22 protein-coding genes are annotated in these 20,049 nt (G+C 53.6%); all 22 read right to left on the reverse strand.

What is annotated here, in order from left to right; all coding sequences use genetic code 11:
* The 22 genes from H7B90_RS00665 to H7B90_RS00770 all read right to left on the reverse strand — a co-directional run bounded on the left by H7B90_RS00665 (nucleotide 1) and on the right by H7B90_RS00770 (nucleotide 19,985).
* A complete protein-coding gene (locus tag H7B90_RS00665; protein ID WP_185133929.1) occupies nucleotides 1-2,448 on the reverse strand; it encodes a hypothetical protein in 2,448 nt (815 codons plus the stop codon).
* A gap of 15 nt (nucleotides 2,449-2,463) precedes the next feature.
* The gene (locus H7B90_RS00670; protein WP_185133930.1) at nucleotides 2,464-3,288 is read right to left on the reverse strand and encodes a distal tail protein Dit; all 825 of its coding nucleotides are present in this window, start codon (nucleotides 3,286-3,288) and stop codon (nucleotides 2,464-2,466) included.
* Entirely contained in the window at nucleotides 3,281-7,084 is a 3,804-nt protein-coding gene (locus tag H7B90_RS00675; RefSeq protein WP_185133931.1) for a hypothetical protein, read from the reverse strand. The genes H7B90_RS00670 and H7B90_RS00675 overlap by 8 nt, the downstream gene beginning before the upstream one ends.
* A gap of 299 nt (nucleotides 7,085-7,383) precedes the next feature.
* The gene (locus H7B90_RS00680; RefSeq protein WP_311772656.1) at nucleotides 7,384-7,791 is read right to left on the reverse strand and encodes a hypothetical protein; all 408 of its coding nucleotides are present in this window, start codon (nucleotides 7,789-7,791) and stop codon (nucleotides 7,384-7,386) included.
* Between the two features lie 72 nt (nucleotides 7,792-7,863).
* Nucleotides 7,864-8,415 (reverse strand): hypothetical protein, encoded by a 552-nt coding sequence (locus H7B90_RS00685; protein ID WP_185133932.1) that lies wholly within the window; start codon nucleotides 8,413-8,415, stop codon nucleotides 7,864-7,866.
* A 3-nt stretch (nucleotides 8,416-8,418) separates the two neighbouring features.
* Nucleotides 8,419-8,823: a minor capsid protein gene (locus H7B90_RS00690; protein ID WP_185133933.1), complete on the reverse strand. Its 405-nt coding sequence runs from the start codon at nucleotides 8,821-8,823 to the stop codon at nucleotides 8,419-8,421.
* A gap of 1 nt (nucleotide 8,824) precedes the next feature.
* Complete coding sequence (locus H7B90_RS00695) at nucleotides 8,825-9,277, reverse strand: HK97-gp10 family putative phage morphogenesis protein (RefSeq protein WP_185133934.1); 453 nt, start codon at nucleotides 9,275-9,277, stop codon at nucleotides 8,825-8,827.
* Nucleotides 9,255-9,587 (reverse strand): hypothetical protein, encoded by a 333-nt coding sequence (locus H7B90_RS00700; RefSeq protein ID WP_185133935.1) that lies wholly within the window; start codon nucleotides 9,585-9,587, stop codon nucleotides 9,255-9,257. Before H7B90_RS00700 ends, H7B90_RS00695 begins: the two co-directional genes overlap by 23 nt.
* A complete protein-coding gene (locus H7B90_RS00705; protein WP_185133936.1) occupies nucleotides 9,584-9,970 on the reverse strand; it encodes a hypothetical protein in 387 nt (128 codons plus the stop codon). The genes H7B90_RS00700 and H7B90_RS00705 overlap by 4 nt, the downstream gene beginning before the upstream one ends.
* Before the next feature lie 10 nt (nucleotides 9,971-9,980).
* Nucleotides 9,981-10,286: a hypothetical protein gene (locus tag H7B90_RS00710; RefSeq protein ID WP_185133937.1), complete on the reverse strand. Its 306-nt coding sequence runs from the start codon at nucleotides 10,284-10,286 to the stop codon at nucleotides 9,981-9,983.
* A gap of 55 nt (nucleotides 10,287-10,341) precedes the next feature.
* On the reverse strand, nucleotides 10,342-11,481 hold the full coding sequence (locus tag H7B90_RS00715; RefSeq protein WP_185133938.1) for a major capsid protein: 1,140 nt from the start codon (nucleotides 11,479-11,481) through the stop codon (nucleotides 10,342-10,344).
* A gap of 27 nt (nucleotides 11,482-11,508) precedes the next feature.
* Entirely contained in the window at nucleotides 11,509-11,886 is a 378-nt protein-coding gene (locus H7B90_RS00720; RefSeq protein WP_185133939.1) for a head decoration protein, read from the reverse strand.
* A 15-nt stretch (nucleotides 11,887-11,901) separates the two neighbouring features.
* The gene (locus H7B90_RS00725) at nucleotides 11,902-12,615 is read right to left on the reverse strand and encodes a scaffolding protein (protein ID WP_185133940.1); all 714 of its coding nucleotides are present in this window, start codon (nucleotides 12,613-12,615) and stop codon (nucleotides 11,902-11,904) included.
* 98 nt (nucleotides 12,616-12,713) lie between these two features.
* Nucleotides 12,714-13,475: a hypothetical protein gene (locus H7B90_RS00730; RefSeq protein ID WP_185133941.1), complete on the reverse strand. Its 762-nt coding sequence runs from the start codon at nucleotides 13,473-13,475 to the stop codon at nucleotides 12,714-12,716.
* A gap of 48 nt (nucleotides 13,476-13,523) precedes the next feature.
* A complete protein-coding gene (locus tag H7B90_RS00735) occupies nucleotides 13,524-13,751 on the reverse strand; it encodes a hypothetical protein (RefSeq protein ID WP_260410629.1) in 228 nt (75 codons plus the stop codon).
* Entirely contained in the window at nucleotides 13,744-14,799 is a 1,056-nt protein-coding gene (locus H7B90_RS00740) for a phage minor capsid protein (RefSeq protein WP_185133943.1), read from the reverse strand. Before H7B90_RS00740 ends, H7B90_RS00735 begins: the two co-directional genes overlap by 8 nt.
* Nucleotide 14,800: 1 nt before the next feature.
* Nucleotides 14,801-16,294, reverse strand: coding sequence for a phage portal protein (locus tag H7B90_RS00745; RefSeq protein WP_185133944.1), 1,494 nt, complete (start codon nucleotides 16,292-16,294; stop codon nucleotides 14,801-14,803).
* A 16-nt stretch (nucleotides 16,295-16,310) separates the two neighbouring features.
* A complete protein-coding gene (locus H7B90_RS00750; protein ID WP_185133945.1) occupies nucleotides 16,311-17,573 on the reverse strand; it encodes a PBSX family phage terminase large subunit in 1,263 nt (420 codons plus the stop codon).
* On the reverse strand, nucleotides 17,570-18,346 hold the full coding sequence (terS, locus tag H7B90_RS00755) for a phage terminase small subunit (RefSeq protein WP_311772659.1): 777 nt from the start codon (nucleotides 18,344-18,346) through the stop codon (nucleotides 17,570-17,572). The genes H7B90_RS00750 and terS overlap by 4 nt, the downstream gene beginning before the upstream one ends.
* Before the next feature lie 28 nt (nucleotides 18,347-18,374).
* On the reverse strand, nucleotides 18,375-18,833 hold the full coding sequence (locus tag H7B90_RS00760) for a hypothetical protein (RefSeq protein ID WP_185133947.1): 459 nt from the start codon (nucleotides 18,831-18,833) through the stop codon (nucleotides 18,375-18,377).
* Between the two features lie 261 nt (nucleotides 18,834-19,094).
* Nucleotides 19,095-19,709: a tyrosine-type recombinase/integrase gene (locus H7B90_RS00765; protein WP_185133948.1), complete on the reverse strand. Its 615-nt coding sequence runs from the start codon at nucleotides 19,707-19,709 to the stop codon at nucleotides 19,095-19,097.
* Nucleotides 19,710-19,733: 24 nt separating this feature from the next.
* Nucleotides 19,734-19,985 (reverse strand): hypothetical protein, encoded by a 252-nt coding sequence (locus H7B90_RS00770; RefSeq protein WP_185133949.1) that lies wholly within the window; start codon nucleotides 19,983-19,985, stop codon nucleotides 19,734-19,736.
* Nucleotides 19,986-20,049: the final 64 nt, after the last annotated feature.

The following is a 20,049-nucleotide window of genomic DNA, read 5'->3' on the forward strand; positions in this document are numbered from 1 at the left end:
TTACACCTCCAGCGCAAGCAACCTGGCTGTATGCTCGGCAAGAATTCGGTCGTGAATAGAGATTTGCGTCTCCGCGTCGGCCATGTCACGGACGAGGCCGTCCGTTACCGTCTTGGCGTTGGTATTGTAGTTGATAGTCGCGGCGATCGCGTTGACCGTCCGCTTGTACTTGTCCAGGGAAATGTATATGACGGTGTACTCGGCTTCCCGATCGTATTCAGCTTTAGGGCAGTAGGCTGTTGCCCCACCGTTCGCTGACTCGCTATTCGCATAGTCGCTCCTGATGATCCATTTCTTAGTATCATTAACGCCGTTTTTAAATACGTTGATGATCTTGTTCGTGCGATCTTTTAAGTTTCCGGCGCCCCCGTTAATGGATGAATGGTTAATCCAGTAGTTCCCTGTATCGAGTTGTGGATTGGCTTTCTCTCGCACGACAATACCCTCGATCAACTCGACCATGTTGCCGCCGGTGTGCAGCCCGATCGCTCCCTCCGGCACGACGACCTGCGCCTCGGCCTTGGCAAGTTTGTAAGAGAGCGTCCCCCAACCTGACCAACCCGGAGCCTTATTTGCCGAGACCCACGATAACGTGTTGGTTACCGGAGTACTTCCGTCGAGGACAGATACCCAAGACGTATAGTTACCGCCGTCATTGGCTGTAGCCCTCCACCCGTTGAAAAGTGCCTTCACGGCATTAGCGCTCGGATTAATTGAGGCTACCCACCCGGATTCTGACAGACTGACATTTACATAGAGGTTTCCATCGGGCGCAAGGGCAGCTTGGTCGGCCTTTGAGCCTGGGACTCCCGCATAGACTGCTTCGAGTACTTGACCAGTGTACTTTTCCACAATCGCCGTGTCCGGTTTGCCAATGACGGGGCAATAAACCACCTTGTATAAGTCTGGATGCTGATCTACTACACCGCCAAACCAACCGAGTGACCCATCCAAAATAACGCCTGTCTTTGCCCCACGCGTCACTGTCCCAAGACGCGAGTCGAACGTGTCCCCTTCGGCCAGCGTAGTCGGGAGGTAAAGATAATCGTCGTTCCGCGGGACTAAGGATTCCGGAATCACGTTACCGAGAACAAGCATCGGGTCTTTAAAAACAAATGTCCCTGCCCCCTGTTGATGGTTCGAAGCGAAGACTCTGATGCTCCTAGTTGCCGCCAGCGTGGTAAAAGTGGGGAGCGGTGCTGATCTAAGGAACCCACCGTTTGAATCAAGCTCTTCAACATACATTAAGTTCCCGTTGCCATCCCACCCAAAACTGTATGTCGTGTTGGGTAGGGCCGGCAGAGTGCAGGTGGAATGCTCAGCGTTTCCAGTCGCAGCCAATTGCAATTCATACGGCTCCAGAACTTTAGCATGAGGATGGAGCGTCCATGCGGAATCGGTTACCGGCGGAATCTGATTGATCCCGACCAGCGACAGCCCAACTCCTTCGAGATGCTTGACGCCTTCGACATACGGATATTTCTCCGCCAGCTTGGCCCCGGTGTATTCCGGATCAACGTCAATCTTTGCGTATGTGGTGGCATCAACTTTGAACAACCGGGCTCCGCTGAAATAGACGGGGGTCGGGTTGTGCTGATGCAAGCTAATTCCAGCGCTCCCGGAAAAAACAGCGCCCGTGAACTTAACATAGAGCAGTTTCCAGTCGCCGGTGGTCCTTAGTTCTTGACTTTGTGCTTTGCCTACGGTGTCATCATAAACAATGATTTGCGCGCTACCGCCGCTTTCAACTTTTGCCCAAACCAGAACGAGAAAATAGTCACTCGGCCTATAAGAGATGATTTTGTAAATCGACGAGTAAAGAGTCGCGCTCAGTTTTTGCGACTTCACGCCCTCTTTAACGTCGTTGTTAAGGCTTACCCCGACCGTTCCTGCGTAATTATAAAACCAGCCATCTGCGAGACCGTCGCCGTTAATATCTACCCCAAAGCCCCCGTCCTTGCCAAACCAGTTGACCAGCGTCCGCCCGGGAATTACTACATCAGCCCCCGACGCCCGGTCCGTCGTAATCAGGTTCGGTCCCCGCCCGATTGCCTTAGCCTGTCCGGCCTCGTCGATCTGCTGGCGGTGAATCTCGCGGATCAGCACGCCCGGCGTCTGCCTCGATACCCCATCAGCGCCGAGCCGCATATCGTCGATCGCCGTATTGCCGCTGCCCGACTGGCCGACGATGTTGTTGACTTGAGCTTGGAGCATGTCCGTCTTCTGCTTGACGCTCTGGCCGGGCACATACTGGATCTGGTCCGCGGTATGGGCGACCGGGGCGGTCGCGTGGGCGGCATCGGCCGCGATCCGCGCCTGCTGCTCTGCCGTGAGCTGTGCTTGCAAGGACGCGAGGTCGGAATCGGCCCGTTTCCAGTTTCGATTGTGCTTCTCCGCGTCATCGACTTCCAACGTCAATGGGATCGTTTCAAATCTACCGTTTGCCACGGTGCATCCCCTCTCTCAATACAAGTAGGTATGACGAAAAATAAAAGCGACCGTCAGGCTAGGGGCGGTCGCGGTGATGGATATATTGTTGTCGCCTTCTACGAGGCGCGGGAAGATACCGGAGTGGGCGCGGGTGATATCTGTCCCGTTCCGGATTACAACTTGCTCCAGCGGCGCACAGCGAACCTCCACTACATCCCCGGCGGCCATTATGACAGATAATGTGCATTGCTCCCCGGTCGTCTCGTTGCGGATGGTAATATTTGAGCCGGAGCCGGTTAGTCGGATGACGGGATATGCTTCGTGGGTTCCGGCATGGTAGACGACGAGCGCTTTTGGCGAAGACGTAACCAGGAACGAATACCTCCCGCCACCATACCTGAAGCCCATACCGTACGTGTAGCCCTGACCGTAGGCAATCGGCGTCCCAGTGTCCGTAACGGACTCTGAAAATGGGAAAAATGCCTTGAACGGCAGCGTGAACGTCCCAAGCGTCGCCATTTTTTCGATCGGGATCTGGCCGTTGTATTTGCACATCCAGCGTTTCCCGGTCATACGGTCGAGGATGAGCGGCTTGACGCCAGCTCGGGCATTGAACACCTTGGCGATCTTCTGCAATCGGATCTGATAGTCCGTCTCGTCAGAAGCGAGCATCGTCACTTCGAGTTCGATCATTCGAGGTCCATACTCGGTTAGCAGATCGATCGTGCCGTCGAGACCTGGAATCTCCTCCTCGGACTGCCGCGTCTCGGGGAGCAAAGGGATGTTCGCCTTCGTCACCAGCAGTCCCAACGACGAAAAGGCCACGCCACCGAACGTGGCCCCTCCATTATCAATCATCCAAGCGCCCTCCCCTCGCATACAGCTTCCGCGCCAGGCTCTCTTGCTCCCGATTGTACGTCTTAATGTCAGCCTCGTCTTCCAGCAGAACGTCTCCGCTATGCTCGATCAACGGTCCGTAATAATTGTGGATCGTATCCCCGCCACCCGCGCCTGCGGTAACGAGGCTTCCGACTTGCTTCGGCGTCAGCACAGGCTCGCCGATGCGAAGAATGGCGGCCAGCTCGTCAGGTAATAACCGATCCTCGCTCCGGAAGTTGGCGACCCCTGCAATCCCGCCGGTATGATAGAGGGGCTTGCCGCTCGCATCGCTCCAGACACCTGTCCCACTATTCTTGGTTGCCCCAATCGATGCCCCTAACTTCTCGTTTGCCGCCTCAAGAGCCTTCCGCTCGGCGGCGGACGCCGTTTTCCAGGCGTCGCTATTGGCCTGCATCTTCGCGATGGTCGACGTCTTAACCGACGAAGCCGCGGATGCTGCTGCCGAACCCAAGGTGCCGTTCGGAATCGAAGGCGATGGCGAATTGCCTCCTCCTCCGGATGAACCGCTAGACGGCGCAGAAGGAACGCTCATGCCGTTCAGTTTCGCGTATTCGGCGATCAGCGCCTGCAATTCTGTCCGAATCTTATCGTTCGTGGCTCTGAACGCTTTATACCGGTCGTCCTCTAGCAGTTGGTAAAGCTTAATCGCGTTGCCCTTGTAATCATCGATGAGCTGTTCAAGGTCGTCGTACCAAGATTCAATGTCCTCCTTCTGCCGGTCCAGCGCTTCAAGCTTCTGCGTCCGCTCCTTGTCAAGCGCCCTCTTCTGGTCATCGACGTCCATCTGACGGAGCTTCTCTTGCAACTCCTGCAAATGCTTCTGACCAGCCTCCGAGGTTGCGTTCTTGTACTTGGCGATCTCGTCGAGTAGGCTTCCCCGCTCCCGTTGCCGTTCGGATTCGTCGATCGCTTCCTGCTGGTCGTCGTAAAACTTTTCGATGGCCCGGCGGCGCTCGTCGAGCGCATCGAGCTCGGCCTTCTTGGCTTTACTGATCGCGTCGGTCGTCGTCTTGAGCAGATCCTTGGCGTCTTGCTCCTGCTGCTTGGCGGCTTCCTCCTGCGCCTTCTCTGCGGCCTTCATGAGCGACACCTTGAGGTTGTAAACCTGAGTATCCGCCTGCTTGTAGAATTCCGAGTCCTTTTCATAACGGTTCCGGACCCGTGTCCACGCCTCCAGCTTCATTTGAGTGATTTCGTCCTCACTCTTACCGGCCAGCGTCATACGCCGTTCTTCCTGCGTAATCCACTCGGTTGATGCTTCATATCGGGCTTTCGCGGCAGCCTCATCTTTCTTTTTTTGCTCTTCAATCCGCTTTTTCTCATCATCGGCCATCTGATCTTTTAGCTTCTTAATTCGGACTTCGACATCCATCCGGATCTCGCCATTCTTCTTGTAGCGCTCCTCCAGCTTTTGCAAAGATGCAAGCTCCTGCTGTTCGGTCATTTGGTTCATGTCGCGCTTATACTGAATGTATTTGAGTGAGCGCTGATAGTCCTCTTGCTGAATCTCGGCAAGGGATTTCGTTTTTTTTGTTTTGCCCTTATCCCCGCTCGTTGCTGATGCCGGTTTTGCTCGGAACTGATCCCAGTCCTTAACGGTCAAAGCATCGATTTCTTTTGTTGCCTCGTTTATGTTGAAACGATCCGTATTTATTTGCTCAGTCAAGCGCCTCTTTTCCCTATTAAAGGTATCTCCCCATAACTTTGTTGAGCTGTCATAGAGTTCTTGGGGGACATAGTCTGGCTTTTTGGCTGTTTTCGCATCTTTTTCGGTCTTATCGATTAAATCAATGGTCTCCTGTGCGATACGAATCCGTTCATTCGCTTCTTTCTTAGCAATTTCCAATGTTCTCTTGGCTGCATCCGCCGCGGCGTTTACGCGATTCCGCTCACCGGAAATGTACGCATCGAGAGCTTCTTTATTTTTGATGTGCCATCGGTTCTCTTCGTCCAGTTGAACGAGCAGATCCGGGTACTCCGCTTTCAGTTTCTTTGTGATCTCCGCGAGTTGCGCTTTTTGTTGCTCAGACAGCTTTTCCTTCTTGTTCAACTCGTCGTATTGTTTGATCAGGTCTTTCATTTGCGACACATTGTCGACCTGCGCAACCGTCTGCTGCATCTGCGATCTGGTCAGATCTACAAGGGCGCCGAGAGCTCCTTTCGAAGCTTCTTTCATCTTATCGAGGGATGCCTTTGCCTCGTCAACGTTGGAGTAGTCCATGTCCTTCAATTCTTTGTCGACGGCACGGATCTGATCTGCAAGTTCCATCATGGCCTGCGTGTTCTCGATAGATCCTTGACCACTTTGTGCGGATTCTAGGCGGTCATTGTATTCCTTCTCCAGCTCGTTTCGCTTCTCGAGAACTTCGTTTAGCTGCTCAATGTTCTTTTGCATCTTCTGGTATTGATCAGCTGTAATGTTCGCCGGTGAAGTAGCAAGAGCCGCGTTTAGTTCCTGTTGATTCTTGGCGAATTCTTTAGATGCTTCCGAGGCGGAATGAGCAGCGAAAGCATATGCCCCTAACCCGGTAGCTAAAGCGCCAAGAGCTGTCAAGACTAGAGACCATGGGCCCATTGCTGCTTTAAGAGCGTTAAATGTTACCGTAAGCGCCCCAACAATAGCTATGAAGCCCGTAAACGCCACTGAAGCGGCTCCCACCCCCGCAACCACTTCCTTGTTCTCATCCGCGAACAACGCAAAATGGCGAATGGTCGGCGTCAACGTCTCCATCAGGTCTTGAAGGACAGGGATAAACGATTCTCCGAGCTCGACTCGCGCTTCTTGCATCGTCTGGTTAAAAGTCGCTTGCGTGCCTGTATAGCCCGTCATGGCTGAGTCAGCGTTTCCCGCGAACATGGCGGATTCAGATATAATCCCGTTGTAAGCTGCTTGGATCTTTTGCGCCTCGGTCAGTTTTGCCGCTGTCGTCCCGATCGATTTAGCATAGCGATCCTGCATAACTGAGAGGTTCGTCGTGATGCCGGCTGCGTCGGTCAGCTCAGAGTTGCCCATTTTTATACCTTGAGCGACTTGATAGATCGCCTCAGCCCAAGATAAATGAGACTCACGGTTATAAACTGCGGCGTCCGCCGTCGCAATCATGATATCCCTGGTCTGTTCCAACGTCAGCCCGGCAGTCAAGTATGTCTTGACCGTATTGGCCATCTCCGTCCGACTGAGCCCCCAACGATCGGCCAGTTCATCGGCAAGTGTAGCCGATTTTTCGACATCAACGTTAAGCGCCTTCGATACCTCTGATAGACCAGAGTATGCCATGGAGAGCTTTTGCGCTTCATCGGCGAGTGCCTTGATCGTCGATGTGAGCTTCACAAAACCAGCGCCGGCGCCAATGGTCGCCACCACCGAGCCCAGCCCCTCCATCGAGCCGCGAACACCATTAACGGCTTCCTCTGACTTCTCCGCTTCGTTGGCGACTTGCTTCAGCTCGTGCTCAACCTTTTCGACTTGCTTGCTCTCCACGCCCATTTTCCGGAGCTCCTGGACAATGGACTCGAGGCCTTTCTCCAACCGGCCTAAGTCGATATTCTTCAGCACAGCTTCGATTTTCTTGAGCTGGTCCGTGTTGGCCCCAATCTTCTCCATGACGCCGCTGAGATCGACAAACGACTTCGACGTCTTGTTTCCTTCTTCTTTGAGAGCCGAAAGCTCTTTCTTGACCGCTTGAATCTCTTGCTTCATCTGCGACGCTTCGGCCGTCAGGCGGGCCCGGAGTTCGCCAATTTGTATAGACATTTACCCACCCGCCTTCATTCGCGCAAGAAGCGCTTGATATTGTTCTTCCGCCGATTTCGGCTGCTCCGTCGGTGGTTGCGGCATTCGCGCTTGCAGCCCCTTCATGATCGCTTCCCGCGCCTTATCGTCCGAATAGTGGGGGAACGAGGACACTTGGATGTTCTCAATCAGCTCCCACGCACGGTGTTCACCAACGAGGTGTATCAGCTGCGGAAGGTCGATCCAAGCATATTCGTTCTCGATCTCTCGTTGTGTCTTCCCGAGAGCAACGCAACAGCGCAGGACAAACTCCTCTATTGTTATTCTTTGGCCTGTTCCACCCGTATGAGAATGCTCTGAACGAACTGCTGAGCCATCGGAGGGATCAGGCCGCTTAAGTTTCCCAAGGCGGCGTTGACGTCGTTCTTCTCCCATGTAAGTCGGAGGTATTCGGCGCACTCTGCGATGCCTGCATGCTTATCCAGGTAGTCAACAGGAATGTCGCTCAATAGAGATGTCAATTCGTAAATCTCATCTATCGTCACGTCAGCGGCAGCCACAATGAATACCGCGCGGTCTTGTTCGGGAGTCAGGAAAAGCTTTACGAGGAACTCACCGATCGTTCCAATATGGTCGGTCAGCTTCTTGAGACGCGCACGCGTCAATTTAGGAATCTCCACTTGTTTGTTGCCCAATTGGACTCTATCCTTGCGAAAGAAGTTGAACACGATAATTCCCCCTATGGTCTTGAAATAGAAACAGAGAGGACCGAACGGCCCCCTCTGTATGTGTTTTCCGGCTTATGCTGTTGCCGCGATGTCACCCCAGGTATACAGCAGCCCGTAATGATCCGGATCCGTACTCGGATACGCTGCAGCAGAAATAGCCATTCGCTGATTGTTGTCCAACTGGTAGCCGGCGTTGAGATCGAATTTTACTGCGCACGCCTCAATGTAGATGAACCGGTTCGGGTCCATGATACCAAGCGGCTTAATGACAGCACGCTTTCGAGGAAGCTCCTGCCCCGCCAATCCCGAGACTTCATACTTGACCTTCGTGGGCGTTGTCCCATCAACGATCTTGTCTGTGTTCGGATTAAACTTCACGACCTTCTCGAAGTCCATGTCCGGCGTCTCAAAGGTGATGGTTCCTGTGATTCCTGTGATGATCGATTTCACAGGCGCCGAGCCGAATTGATCGACGGTCGGTTCAAAATAGGTGGTCGTTGTCGCGAAATTAATGCCGCCCTGCGTCAGATCAATCGTGACGGCATCCGTTTCCGCTGCACCGGTCGCACTGACGCCCCATACGAAAATGCCAGGGCCGGCGTAAACCTTGGTTACGTCTCCCATTGATTAAGCCTCCTTCGTGTAAAACATAAAGTTGGTCGAGAACATCGGATGGTCCTTGTCGTCCAAGCCAAGAGGAATCGGTGACGATTGAATCGCGATGCTCGAGAACACATGAGTCTCGCCGACCCCGTAATTCACCCGGCGGTGCAGATGCTTGATGAGCCCCTTCGCAAGCGCTTCGGTCGCGGCCATATTATCTGGTATCGTCTTGTAGGATTTGCCTTTGACGATAACCTGGAATGTCGGTCGCTCAGTCGGAACATACGCATGTGGCTCGTACCCACCGGTGCCCATGACGAACAGGCAAGGCAGTTTCGCCTCCGGTAGATCGGCCGGAATGAAATTCGGATCCGGGTAAACGGAGTAGCCGGCCGCGGTCAGATATTGAATCAACTCGGTCGCCAGCACTTTACCCCACCCCCAAGACCTTCTTCAACTCCTCGGTGATGAGCTTCTCGTTCATCATTAAGGCGTTCTCGAGGAACTTCTTACCCGGCATATAGCCGTTGTACGCGCCTTTGCTCAGCGTCTTCTCGCCGGGCCTCAGTTCGACGATGGAACCGTTGGCGGTCTTCCGGAAACCTTCATGCTGAACGACAGCGTAATGGTCGACTTCTGGGCTTGTCCCGATGTCGATATAGGACATCCCAATGAGCTTTTTCACCTCATCGACATTGATTGCTGCTTCCAGGTCGCCGGAATCAACGGGAGCTAGTCGTTTGGCGTCCTGAGCGATCTTCAGAGCAAGTTTCAACAGCACCTCGTCTAGACCTCGGTCGAGATCGTCGCCGATCTTATCCAGCGCCGCCGTCATCGCCTCGATACCCTCGATCCCGAATCTAAACAGTTTGCGGTCGGCCATACACGACGACCTCCTTCACGTCATCGGTCCCGAGGTACTTTCGCACCTCGATATGGGCGACACCACAACGGACTATAATGCCAAGGGCGTTGACGTACTCGAAATAGTCATCGAAGTTAACCGCGTTGACGCCTTCGAGGTAGATCGTATATGCGATCTGCACTTCCTTACCCTTGGCATTTTTGATTAGACGTTGCTCTTCAACGACCTTGGCGCTCTTGTCGATTGAAATAGGCGGCAACGGCCGACCCCAGTCATCCTTTTCGGAGTGATAATGCGTCACCTTTGCTGGGTACCCGAAGAGACTCATACCAATGCACCACCGTACTGCTGCTGAGCGGCTTCCACGGCCTTTTGCTTGGCGACTTCTTCCGCAGTTGCGCCAAGAAGTTCCCGCACGTCAGGTGCGACGCTATCCCTTTCTCCGTCTTTGTAGGAGATCGACTCGCCGTTGTCCCCGATCGACTTGACGTTGTGCTTGAGATACTTCAACGCCGGATCGACGCCCTGAAGCTCCCATACAGCCTGATAGGCGACAAGGGAGACTACAAGGTCAGTCGAAGGATACCAACGGGCCAAATTGCGCTCAGCCTGGACGATCGCGACCGTCTGCTTATGTTCGCTCGCCCGATCCCATGCGTAGGTATCAAGCATATTGGCAGCAATCCAGTCCGCTACTTCTTGGCGGTCCATGATCGATCACCTACTTTTGCTCGACAGCAGCAATCTCGGCCTTGAGAGTCTCGGCGCCCTTCTCGTCGGCGCCTTCGATGCCGAGTTCGGTCGCCTTCTTGCGGAGCGCCTTGAGTTCCTTCTCCGCCTTAGCCGCGGCCTTCGCAGCTGCTGCTGCTTGCTCCTCGGCTTCCTTCTCGGCTGCCGTCTTCTCGGTCTCGACCCCGAGTCCCTTAGCGATCAGCTCCGCACCGAGTTTTTCGCCGACTTCGACCTCAGCGCCGGGGCCCTTCCACGATCCGTTGACCTTGGTCACTGCCGTGATCTTAACCTTCACTACACTCACCCTCTCGTAATGGGAAAGGACGCCCGAAGGCGCCCTCTCTTGTGGATTAGATAACCGTCGCCGACATTACCGAGTCCGCATACGGGAACACCGGGAACGCCAGGTTGACGCCCACCGTGCGCACGCGCAGCGGATGCCGACTGGTGACGTCGCGGAAGACAAAGATACCATTGTCGCCGGAACCGACACCGTCGTAGCCGCCCATCAGTTCTTCCGTGGTCGTTGCCCACAGGTAGTTGCCGAGCGGATCGGCCGGCAGCATGACAAAGCGATCAGCTGGAGCCATGCGAACCGTCGTGAATGCCAGTTTTCCGTTTGTGAGCGCATCGTTCTCAACGCGGGCCTGCGTGTCATACGCGGCGATACGCGGCAGCCCGAGGGAATCGGTGACCGAATCCAGTTGAGCCATGGTAAGCTGCGGCGGGTTGGCGCTGCCCGACGGATCGCCGTGATATGCAATCCGAACGGACTTGTTGCGCAGCAGCAGCGAGATAATCGCCTGCGCCGTAAATGCCCGGGTCAGACGCACGCCACGATCGGCCTGAAACTGGAACCATGTCTGCATGTCCTCGAGAGGACGAGAGTTTTCCGTGTCGCTCCAGCGATCCGTTCCGGTCAGCACCGGCTTCTGATCGTTCGTGAAGCCGTAGTCGACAAAGAGTTTGACATCGCCCTCGGCATAGGACACGGTGCCCGTAGCAGTGGCCTGCATCGCGACCCACTCCCGCCGAGCGCGGATGGAGTCGACTGCGTATTTGGCATCGTCGAGTTGGTCCCGAATGATTTGCTGGATTTCCTGCTTTCGGAGGCCAAGATTCTGGCCGGCGATCAGCAACAGGCGGATGAGCTTCTCATCCATCCAGCGGCCGCGCTGAATCTTCGGGATTTCTACCCGATCGCCCTTCGTGCCTTCGCGGGAACCATACCGCGTCTCGGTGCCGAGATCGGCGATCTGCGCCATGACCGGCAGGCGGGACGAGGCTTTGATCACGTCGACCGTCAGCTCGTCCGTTTGGCGTGCCGGGAACAAGATGTTTTGCCAGTAATCGTTCGGGACGGTGAGGTTCGACGCATACGTCAGGAGTTCTTCTCCCGACAACGCTTGTTCCAGCATACTGATCTCTTCCGGATCTCCGGCGGCGAACGTTTGAAGGTTCATCTTGAACCGGAATTTGCTCGTGCTCATCTTGTTATCAACCCTTTCTAGAGTAACTTAGGCGAACGTGATGTTCGGCATCTTGCCTTTGAGTGCCGCGTCAACAGTGACAGGGATGCGCGTCGAGATGACTTTCGCGACCTCGAAGCCGCCGACGACAGCATCACCGTCTTTGACGTTGACGGTCCGTTTGAGAATAACCGTCGGGTTTTGGCTGCCGTCGGTGCCCGCCGCATTATACGGTACGAACTTTCCGCTGGCCGTCAGCTTCGCCATCGGCATTCCCTTTTTGATGATCTTGTCGCCGTTGGAGTCCGCGGTGATCGAAGCGGAATCGATCGTGATGCCGTTCGTTACTTCGCGTATGACTTCGTGAGAGGCGAGGATCTCGTAGTCATCCTGCACCTCGAACAGTTTTTTCGGTTGCAGTCGCATGGTTTCGTGACCTCCTTATTTTCGGCCCCACGGGTCATTTGCAGCGACCGTATGAGTACCTTCTTTTTTCGCCAGTTCGGCCATATGATCCAGCGCTTTCTTTCGATCGTCAGGGGATCCGCCGCCGCGGACCTCTGCGCCAAAAGCGCCACTTCCGGGCTTTTGCTTTCCCAGGTGCGGCTTCTTCTTCAGCAGCTCTTCCAATGCTTCCTTGACGCCTTCGAGCTCACCCTTGTCGTTCTCTTTGACCTTGGACAGGTCAGCGAGAGCCGCGGCGTCTTCCCAATCGGCGAACCCGAGTTCATTCGCCAGAACTTTCACCTCGGCACGAAGCAGACGCTGGAACGTCTTCTCCGCTTGGTCTTTCTGGCTGGCTTCGAGGAGCTCCTTGGCGCGCTTCTCGACGTCTTCAATCGTGAGCGTTGCCCCGTCGCCGTCTTTGCCCTTGCCGCCTTCCGGCTTTTTCAGCGCGGCTTGCATGGCTTCAACCGAGTCGTAGCCCAATTCCTTTGCCAGTGCCTTCTGTGCCGCCTTCTCGGCCCGCGCTACGCGCGTTTGAACGTGCTGATCAAGTTCGGCCTGGGTAAATGTCTTCTCCCCGCCGCCGTCTCCACCGCTACCGCCAGAACTGCCACCATCACCGCCAGAACCACCGGAGCCGCCTCCGTCTCCGGCAAAGAGTTGCAGATTCATGCGGAGCCTGTAGGGTCTTGCCATCAATTCGAACATAGTGACCTCCTGTTTTAAGCCCGGGTTGGCTAATCCTGCCGCAGCTTTTAACGTCTTCAGGGCGTTTTGGACAAAATAAAAAGCCGCTCATTGAGCGACTAAGAATGAGAAGATTCGTAATCTGCAATAGATAACTCTCTCTTCACATTATTTTTTATTAGCTGACTTTGTTCATAGATAATTTCAAACAACTTTCTACTGTCAAAGGGAGGACGGATATTCTTTATTTCTTCATGATTTCCGTACGCATTCCCCATAATATCCCACGCAAGGCTCCTCATTATGCTATCACCTGCGGTAAAAAGGGCTTCTGATAATTTTACAATATCATCAGAGATAAAAATCTCTATTGTCCAAAAATACTCATGTGCACGTTTATAATCATCATTTACTCTATACCATTCTGCCATCTTAACTTCATATTTAACAAATTCATTAATGATTCCATTTTTAAATTGAAGTGAAAGTTCGTCAATCTTATCATCGGCCACCCCCTTATTTATTAGGTATTTCCTCAACATGTCTTCGGAATATTTTTCAAATTCAGGGAAATCCCAATTGTTAATTAAACTCTGCGTTCCAAAAACAGCTTTCATGATTAATTTATAGAGCTCTGGGTAACACTCATGTTTTTTATTTCTATAAAGGTTAAAGTCGAATGTTAGCCTTTGAAAGTCAAATTTCTTCGATTCAAGTACAATTTGTAATTCGTTTTTAAAGCCTTCAATTTTTTTATTAAATCGATTGTCCACTTGTTTTTTTGTGTAGTACTTGATAGCACCCCACCCAGCACCGATTAACGCAACAAGAATTGCGGTTGAAGAGATAGTGTAGCTTACTGGATCTATATTAATGCTCATACATTTATCTCCTTGGGTTCAAATTTCGACACCAAGGAAAATTATACTTCACCACATTTCTTCAAGTACATGATTCTTTCCGCATTCCAGCAGTCCAAGCAATTCCGTATGAAGCGTATTGCTCCAACCGGTCTTGATCAGCCCGTCAGGCTGTCGGACGACAAATACAACCGACTCTACTTCCCCACGCTCGATCGCCTGCAGCAGATTCTCGATACATGCCCGTGGCGTCACCTTGCCTTCGCGTTTGGCGCGTTGTTCCAATACTTCATCCAATGGACTCATCCCCCTTCACCTTGGCATTGATCTTTCGATAATCCTCCTGCAGGTCCTTGTATGCCTGCGTATTCCAGGCCTTTGCACGAGCGAACGTCTTCAGGTCCGGCGTGCCCGGGATCGCCGCCTTGTACCGCATCCATTGCTTTCGCGTCTCGTTTTTTCGCGACTTCTCACGCTGGATTTGCTCGTACCGCAGTTTGTAGCGCTCCGTCCGGTTGTCGACGAACGGTCGGTTCGAAGCGGAAATCATACGCTCAACCTCGTCGATCGACGTATATTCTTCCACCCACACAGAGAGCGAATGGACGCAGTAAGAATGGTACGGCGGCCGCAGTTCAAGCTTCGGGAACCGCTTATCGTTGCCGCTGATCGAATAGACACGCCCCTGGTACTTTGCGCAGAGCTCGCATGTGATGCCAACAGCACTGACGTAAACGAGGTCCTGTCCGTTTTGGGAGGCCATGTTCTCGGTCCCGGTGACGTGCGCTTTGCGCTGATGGTAATGGACGACCCCGGCCATGTACTTGTCTGCCGGGATCCGCGCGCCGTTGCGAGCGATGATACCGGTAATTCCTCTACTGTTGATGTCGGCGATCGCCTGTCGCGTCGCTTCGCGGCGGCTCACCCCTTCGACAAGTGAGCGTTCATTAGCGGTCCGGACGGCCTGCTCAATCCGTTGCTTGGCGTCTGCGCTCATGTTGTCGCTCGCCTCGAGGATAGAGTAAAAGGCTTCGTTCATGATCGCCTGTGCTGCCCGCTTGTGGATATGCGGCTTTAACGTCTGATCAATCACGTCTACGGTAATTCCGGCCGCCGTCATCTGCTCGACAGCCGCCGCGGCTCCGGTGCGGTATTCATCGCCAACGATTTCGGCCATTTGCTGCCCTGCTTGACCAGTCAGCTCCGCGATGATCGACTCGATCTGATTGAGCAGCTGCTCTTTTCGACGCCTTGAAACACTTCCATCCTCAAGAGACTGGACGAGAAGCCGCAGCCGCTCATCGGCGTTGACGTAAAGTGCGATTAATTGCTCGACGGTCGCCATCTCACACCGTCACCTTTGGAGGCTGAGTGTATGTCGGGTTAATCGAGTCCATGGCCTTTTCATCCTGAATCTTCTGGATCTCCGCAGCGATCGCTTCCTCAGACCAATCCGGATGCATCCGGCGAACCGTTGTCTCGAGCGACTGGACGCCGCCACCGTATTTCTCGATCTCCTCGGTATCTTTCTCGCTGTCAGCCTTCGGAAGCATATCGCCCCACTCGATCGCCGGTGCCTGAACCTTGTAGTCACTACCGCCAATCGCATTCTCCAGAACGATGCACTTGCGGATTGCGTCCTTGATACCGGCATCGAACTTTTCTTTGATCGCTTCTGCCTTGATGACGGATTGAATCCAGAGGTAAAGCAGCGCGACACCGGTGTCTCCCTTGCCTTCTTCGAGCCCAGCCGCCTGCGGCGAGGTCTTGCTTATCGCCAGCATGTACTTGATCAGCCGAGTCACGTGCTCGAAGCTCTGCTGCGTCTTGGCGTCCCAGGTGATGTACTGCGGAATTGCCCCCTTGCTTTCATCGTAACTGACGACCTCGAGATCGGCATTCCGGACGAAGCGTTGCCCATAATGGCGGTTGTTCTCCTGGGCGACGCTATCCCACAGCCCCCGAGGGATCGCAAGCTTTGGCTTCCCGTGCTTATCGAAGACGATCGAGTCTCGGGTGATTGTCCAGTTGATTTCCTCTTGGATCGTGTCGATATTCCGCAGTGCCGACCTGCCTCGCTTATGTCGGAGCGTCTCATCGTTGGCTATGAATCCGCACAGCAGCTCGGTTACATTGGCGAGGATCACGTCTTCAGGGATCTCCACGCCCCATTGTGCCGCGTATGACGCGGTTTCAATCTCATCGCCAACCGTGTCGCCCTCCATCTTGAACACCATCTGCTGGACCGTAAGGCCGGCGGCGTCCAAGCGCTGCCGCTCCACTCGGAGAAACTTTTGCGGGTTCGTTGACTCGTTCCATTTCTCGATCCATGCCAAGTCTGCGCCTTGCCCGTCATCGTGCGGAAAGTAATTGTCCCCCATAATCCACTCGAACCAGACTTTGCCCTTGCCGTCGCGGCGGACGCGATAGGCGATAGAGCCGTCGACCTGGTGTTGCGTGACCGCAGCCCAAATCTTCTCGTTCGGCTTGCTGGCGGTGACGACAGCAGAGACAAAGTCGAGCAGTGCCTTATCATTTTCTGTGTCAGCCGATATATTTCCAAGTGCACGGTTTATCAGGTCGGCCGGCACCTCCGCAACGAGGCTCGAGAAGTTGGCAACGACGTACATGCTATTGACGTCAACGATCTCCTGCGTCTGCGCCCAACTCTTAACGCCGGTTCGCTTCCATCCGTACCGAACGTCCTTCGCGATCATTTTCGCCCGGGGGAAAATCTCGGCATGATCCCCGTCGTATAGGGCTCGGAAGTAAGCCATGCTTGTGACATCCTTGTCAAATGGCGGCGGCGGAAACCGCTGCTTGGAATAGACGATGGTCAATGCCTTCTCTCCTTCCTTACCAGCCCGCGGGCCGTTCGTTCGAATATTTCATCTCCGGCCGTCTCAGCGGCTCCGCAGCATACCGTAACGCCGCCATAGCATCGTCCATGAAGGCAACCGGCTCATCCAAGTAAAGGCCCGTCTTCTTGTCTTTGCGCCACGACCATTGCTGAATCTCTTTGATCGTGTTCACGCAGTCCGGGTGAATGTGAATCTTCCGCTGCTTCAAATAGTCGATTTGCGCCTGAACGCTTCCCGGCTCCTTTACGACGGCCGTCGCGTTGTAGCCGGCGTTCTGCCACATTTGGATTCTATCTGGCTCTGCGGAGTCGCAGTACATGGTCAGGTACTTACTCAAACCCCGCCGATCTGCAATCTCGATGATCTGACCGGTGTCCATCTCATGGACGTAAATTTCATTGCAAATAAAAAACTCACCGTCCTTGACGCCAACGGTGAGAATTGCATTCGCGTGATTGAAGCCGAAGTCTTGCCCATGGTGCATTGTATCGAACATCTCGTACGAGGTGTCGAAGTCGTGGATGACGAAGTTTTTCAGGATCAAGCCGCCGAGTTCGCCCCATTCCCCCTCGCCGTAAATCATGTACCCTTCCGGGTCCTCGATCTTCCGGCGCTCCATCCGGCGATAGTACGCCGGGTCGATGAAGCGATTTTGTCGGTAGGTCGAGTGATGCGTCAGTACGTCGGGGCTTGCTCGGTCAAAATACTTCCGCTTGATCCAATGTTGTGCCGAAACGGGGTTGAACGAAAACGTAATCTGGTAGTACAGGTTCGGGTTCAGCAGTATGCCACGGAGTCGGTCGTCGAGGATGTCGACATCGGATTCCTGCAGCTCCGTCGCTTCCTCCACCCATATCCAAACAAGTTTCCCCTTGGTGAACGTGATCGACTTGATCTTCTCTCGGTCCCGGAAATCGTTCATGCCGCGGAAGATGATCTCGTTGCCGGTTATTCTGCTGCGGATCATCAAAGGTGATTTTAGGACTTCCCAGTATTCCTCCGCCCGCTCACCATAGATTCGGTTGATAGCACCGACCAGCTCCGAGTAGGTGCTGTTCCTGTTTGTCTCGTTGACCTTGCGGACACACAGCAGATTGGCGCCGGCATACTTCGGATCGCCAAGCTTCAGGATATAATCCTGAGCGATGTTGACGGACTTTCCCGAGCCCGCGCTGCCGCGGAGCGCCCGATAGCGTCGCTTGGTGCTGTTGACCTGGCGGAAGTGGCGGTTGAACTGGACTTTAACGGCCGAGCTCATTCGACATCGCCGCCCATTTCGTAGTCGCTGTCTTCACCATAGTCGACCTCGATGCGGAGCGGCGTCTTCTCATCGCTCTTGCCGGCTTTCTTCGCTTCCGCTTCAACCTTTTTGACCTCGGCCTTCGTCTTCTCCACCTGCTGCTGCATAAGCTCCAGTTTGACGCGCCGCTCGTCGTTCTCAGGTGCCGCGGACAAGAACTGCTTCACAGCGGCCCGGAACTCGCGGGAAATGGTCGCGTACGCCTTGATATCGGTAAATTGCTTGTCCCACGCGTGCTGATACTCCCATTCTTGCTCGAACGACGTCTCGCCCTCCTTTTGCTTCTTGAGGACTTTCGTCTGGTCTTCCTTATCGCGGATAAACATGATCCGCTGTGCCCACAGCAGCTTCCCGAAGGCAATCTCCACGCTTTGCCAGAGCATGTCCAAGGGGTCAAGGCTCTGAATCATCGCCATGAGGTCCTGAAACTCCTCGTTCTGAGGTAAGAACTTGCTGTACAGCCCGTGCTTGAGGTGGTTCTGATTCCCCGCCGGGGCTCCTCCGCCCTTGTTACCTACCGCGTTCTTGTTGCCTTTCGGCGCGCCGCGGGGCCGCTTGGTCGGGATCTCGTCCCACTTGTCGAGGAACTTCCACTTGCGAATAAGGGAGTCCGACACGCCGAGTTCGAGCGCGATCTCGTTCAACGGCTTCGTTCGCCCGCTCTTGATCCATATCTTGAGCGCTTCTGTTCGGTTCGTGCTGCGTGGCCTAACCACTACATACCACCCCACCTCCAAAACAAAAGAGCACCCCGAAAAATTATGTGCCCTTTGCTTGCGTCATAATAGATTTACATACCCGGAATTCTTTATCTAGAATGTTCGATACATCTTTTAGGAATTTTCCATAGTCATTCCGATTTTCTATCTTAGAATAGTGATTCCCGAGTTTGAATAGTTCGGTCCTCACCCTTTCTATTAGGACAACCAATCTATCATCCGTTTCAATAGCTTCAGGTAGCATTTCAAGTAGTTTTCCTCGAAACTGAATCATCTTTTCAAACAAGGGACCATACTCCGTATTCTCCATTAAAACAATTTCCCACGAGAAGTTATATAACGCATCTCCTACGCGAGACGCGCAGACATAAACTGTCTTTCGTTGCTTTGGTCTCTCAGCTTCTCGCTGTTTCTTAATGGTGTATCGTGCGACCCAGTAAGCACCTAACGTCCCTATAATTCCTCCCATGAAGCCGCCCAAATCGAATCCAATACTCAATGATGATCGCCTCCAATGAAAGCTTATAGCATCTTCCATTTTTCGGCAAGCATCAGGTATTTGTGTTTGAATGGAACGCGGCGGCCTCGCGTTACCATTGAATTTCGTGACTCTGCGCGCGAACCGTTGAGATTTTTTTCTCTGCGATTCTCCTAGAGATTGTCAGCAGGGAGTAACATAAACCTGTTTCTGTTGCACTCATAAAATTTCAGAATGCTTGATATTTCGGGATTCTTGATCGCTCGACGGTCGAGTGCAACATTAGCCGGTTTGTGTGAAACTCATTCGCAAAATCATGGCGTCCAGAGCGTCTTGCGTGAGACCTAAATACCGCAAAGTTTCCTCCTGAGTCTCATGCCCGAAAGCCTCCATTAGTAACGCCATGACGTAAGCGGCCTGCTCTGGCGGCGTACTTGTTATCATGTGGTAGCCCCACGTTTTCCGAAGCGAATGGCAGCCGATTTCCTGCAAGCCGAAATGCTTTGCCGCCCGGCTGAGCATCTTCCAAGCCGTTTCCCGGCGGATCGGTTCTCCAACCGCCCCCGACTTCCTCTTACGCTGCCTGGATACGAATAAATATGCATCATCCGGCATGTCGCGAATGTAGATTTCTAAGTCCTCGCGATAATCCGGGTGAATAATGAATTTCTTTTCCTTCCGGCGCTTCCGCCGTCGGTTCTTCGTCTTCTCCGCAATAAACGTAACGTGCACTTGATCGCGAACCTGCCAGACTTGGAGTTTAAGCAAGTCAGCGATGCGAAGACCGCTATGAATCCCCATCGAGAATAGCAGGTAGTCTCTGAACGATCGAACTTTAAGGTAGTTCTTGATCTGGATAATGATTGCTTTATCCCGGATCGGTTGGACAAACTTCATAACCACCACCTCTTAACCACTTGATCATTCCTCGCTCCCTCTCTTTCGGTCTCTCAAGGTTTGATCGAAGCGAACAGATTTCTGCAGCTCCATATCTATCTCTAACAACGTCTTCAGATCGTCAACCGTATTAACTTGCACTCTGCCATCTTGAAAGTCTTTGACCCACTTCGCGACGGCAGCCTTGATGATTTTCCGGTATTGCTGTTTCTGGTCGATAAGCTCTCCCAGAAGTGCGTATTCGTTACCAGATTCCTCTTTGTTGACTTCTGCCATTGCTGATCTCCTCGGCTTCCGTTAAAATTGGAAACGAGATAGCGGCTTTGCGAAATGCCACGCG

Origin of the sequence: Cohnella xylanilytica, assembly GCF_014212175.1 — a bacterium.
GTDB lineage: Bacteria > Bacillota > Bacilli > Paenibacillales > Paenibacillaceae > Cohnella > Cohnella xylanilytica.

What these genes read in the sequence shown, in the direction of transcription:
- H7B90_RS00670 (WP_185133930.1), bottom strand. Translation starts at nt 3,288, where the DNA reads ATGATTGATAATGGAGGGGCCACGTTCGGTGGCGTGGCCTTTTCGTCG.
- H7B90_RS00675 (WP_185133931.1), bottom strand. Translation starts at nt 7,084, where the DNA reads ATGTCTATACAAATTGGCGAACTCCGGGCCCGCCTGACGGCCGAAGCG.
- H7B90_RS00685 (WP_185133932.1), bottom strand. Translation starts at nt 8,415, where the DNA reads ATGGGAGACGTAACCAAGGTTTACGCCGGCCCTGGCATTTTCGTATGG.
- H7B90_RS00695 (WP_185133934.1), bottom strand. Translation starts at nt 9,277, where the DNA reads ATGGCCGACCGCAAACTGTTTAGATTCGGGATCGAGGGTATCGAGGCG.
- H7B90_RS00700 (WP_185133935.1), bottom strand. Translation starts at nt 9,587, where the DNA reads ATGAGTCTCTTCGGGTACCCAGCAAAGGTGACGCATTATCACTCCGAA.
- H7B90_RS00705 (WP_185133936.1), bottom strand. Translation starts at nt 9,970, where the DNA reads ATGGACCGCCAAGAAGTAGCGGACTGGATTGCTGCCAATATGCTTGAT.
- H7B90_RS00715 (WP_185133938.1), bottom strand. Translation starts at nt 11,481, where the DNA reads ATGAGCACGAGCAAATTCCGGTTCAAGATGAACCTTCAAACGTTCGCC.
- H7B90_RS00720 (WP_185133939.1), bottom strand. Translation starts at nt 11,886, where the DNA reads ATGCGACTGCAACCGAAAAAACTGTTCGAGGTGCAGGATGACTACGAG.
- H7B90_RS00725 (WP_185133940.1), bottom strand. Translation starts at nt 12,615, where the DNA reads ATGTTCGAATTGATGGCAAGACCCTACAGGCTCCGCATGAATCTGCAA.
- H7B90_RS00730 (WP_185133941.1), bottom strand. Translation starts at nt 13,475, where the DNA reads ATGAGCATTAATATAGATCCAGTAAGCTACACTATCTCTTCAACCGCA.
- H7B90_RS00740 (WP_185133943.1), bottom strand. Translation starts at nt 14,799, where the DNA reads ATGGCGACCGTCGAGCAATTAATCGCACTTTACGTCAACGCCGATGAG.
- H7B90_RS00750 (WP_185133945.1), bottom strand. Translation starts at nt 17,573, where the DNA reads ATGAGCTCGGCCGTTAAAGTCCAGTTCAACCGCCACTTCCGCCAGGTC.
- H7B90_RS00765 (WP_185133948.1), bottom strand. Translation starts at nt 19,709, where the DNA reads ATGAAGTTTGTCCAACCGATCCGGGATAAAGCAATCATTATCCAGATC.
- H7B90_RS00770 (WP_185133949.1), bottom strand. Translation starts at nt 19,985, where the DNA reads ATGGCAGAAGTCAACAAAGAGGAATCTGGTAACGAATACGCACTTCTG.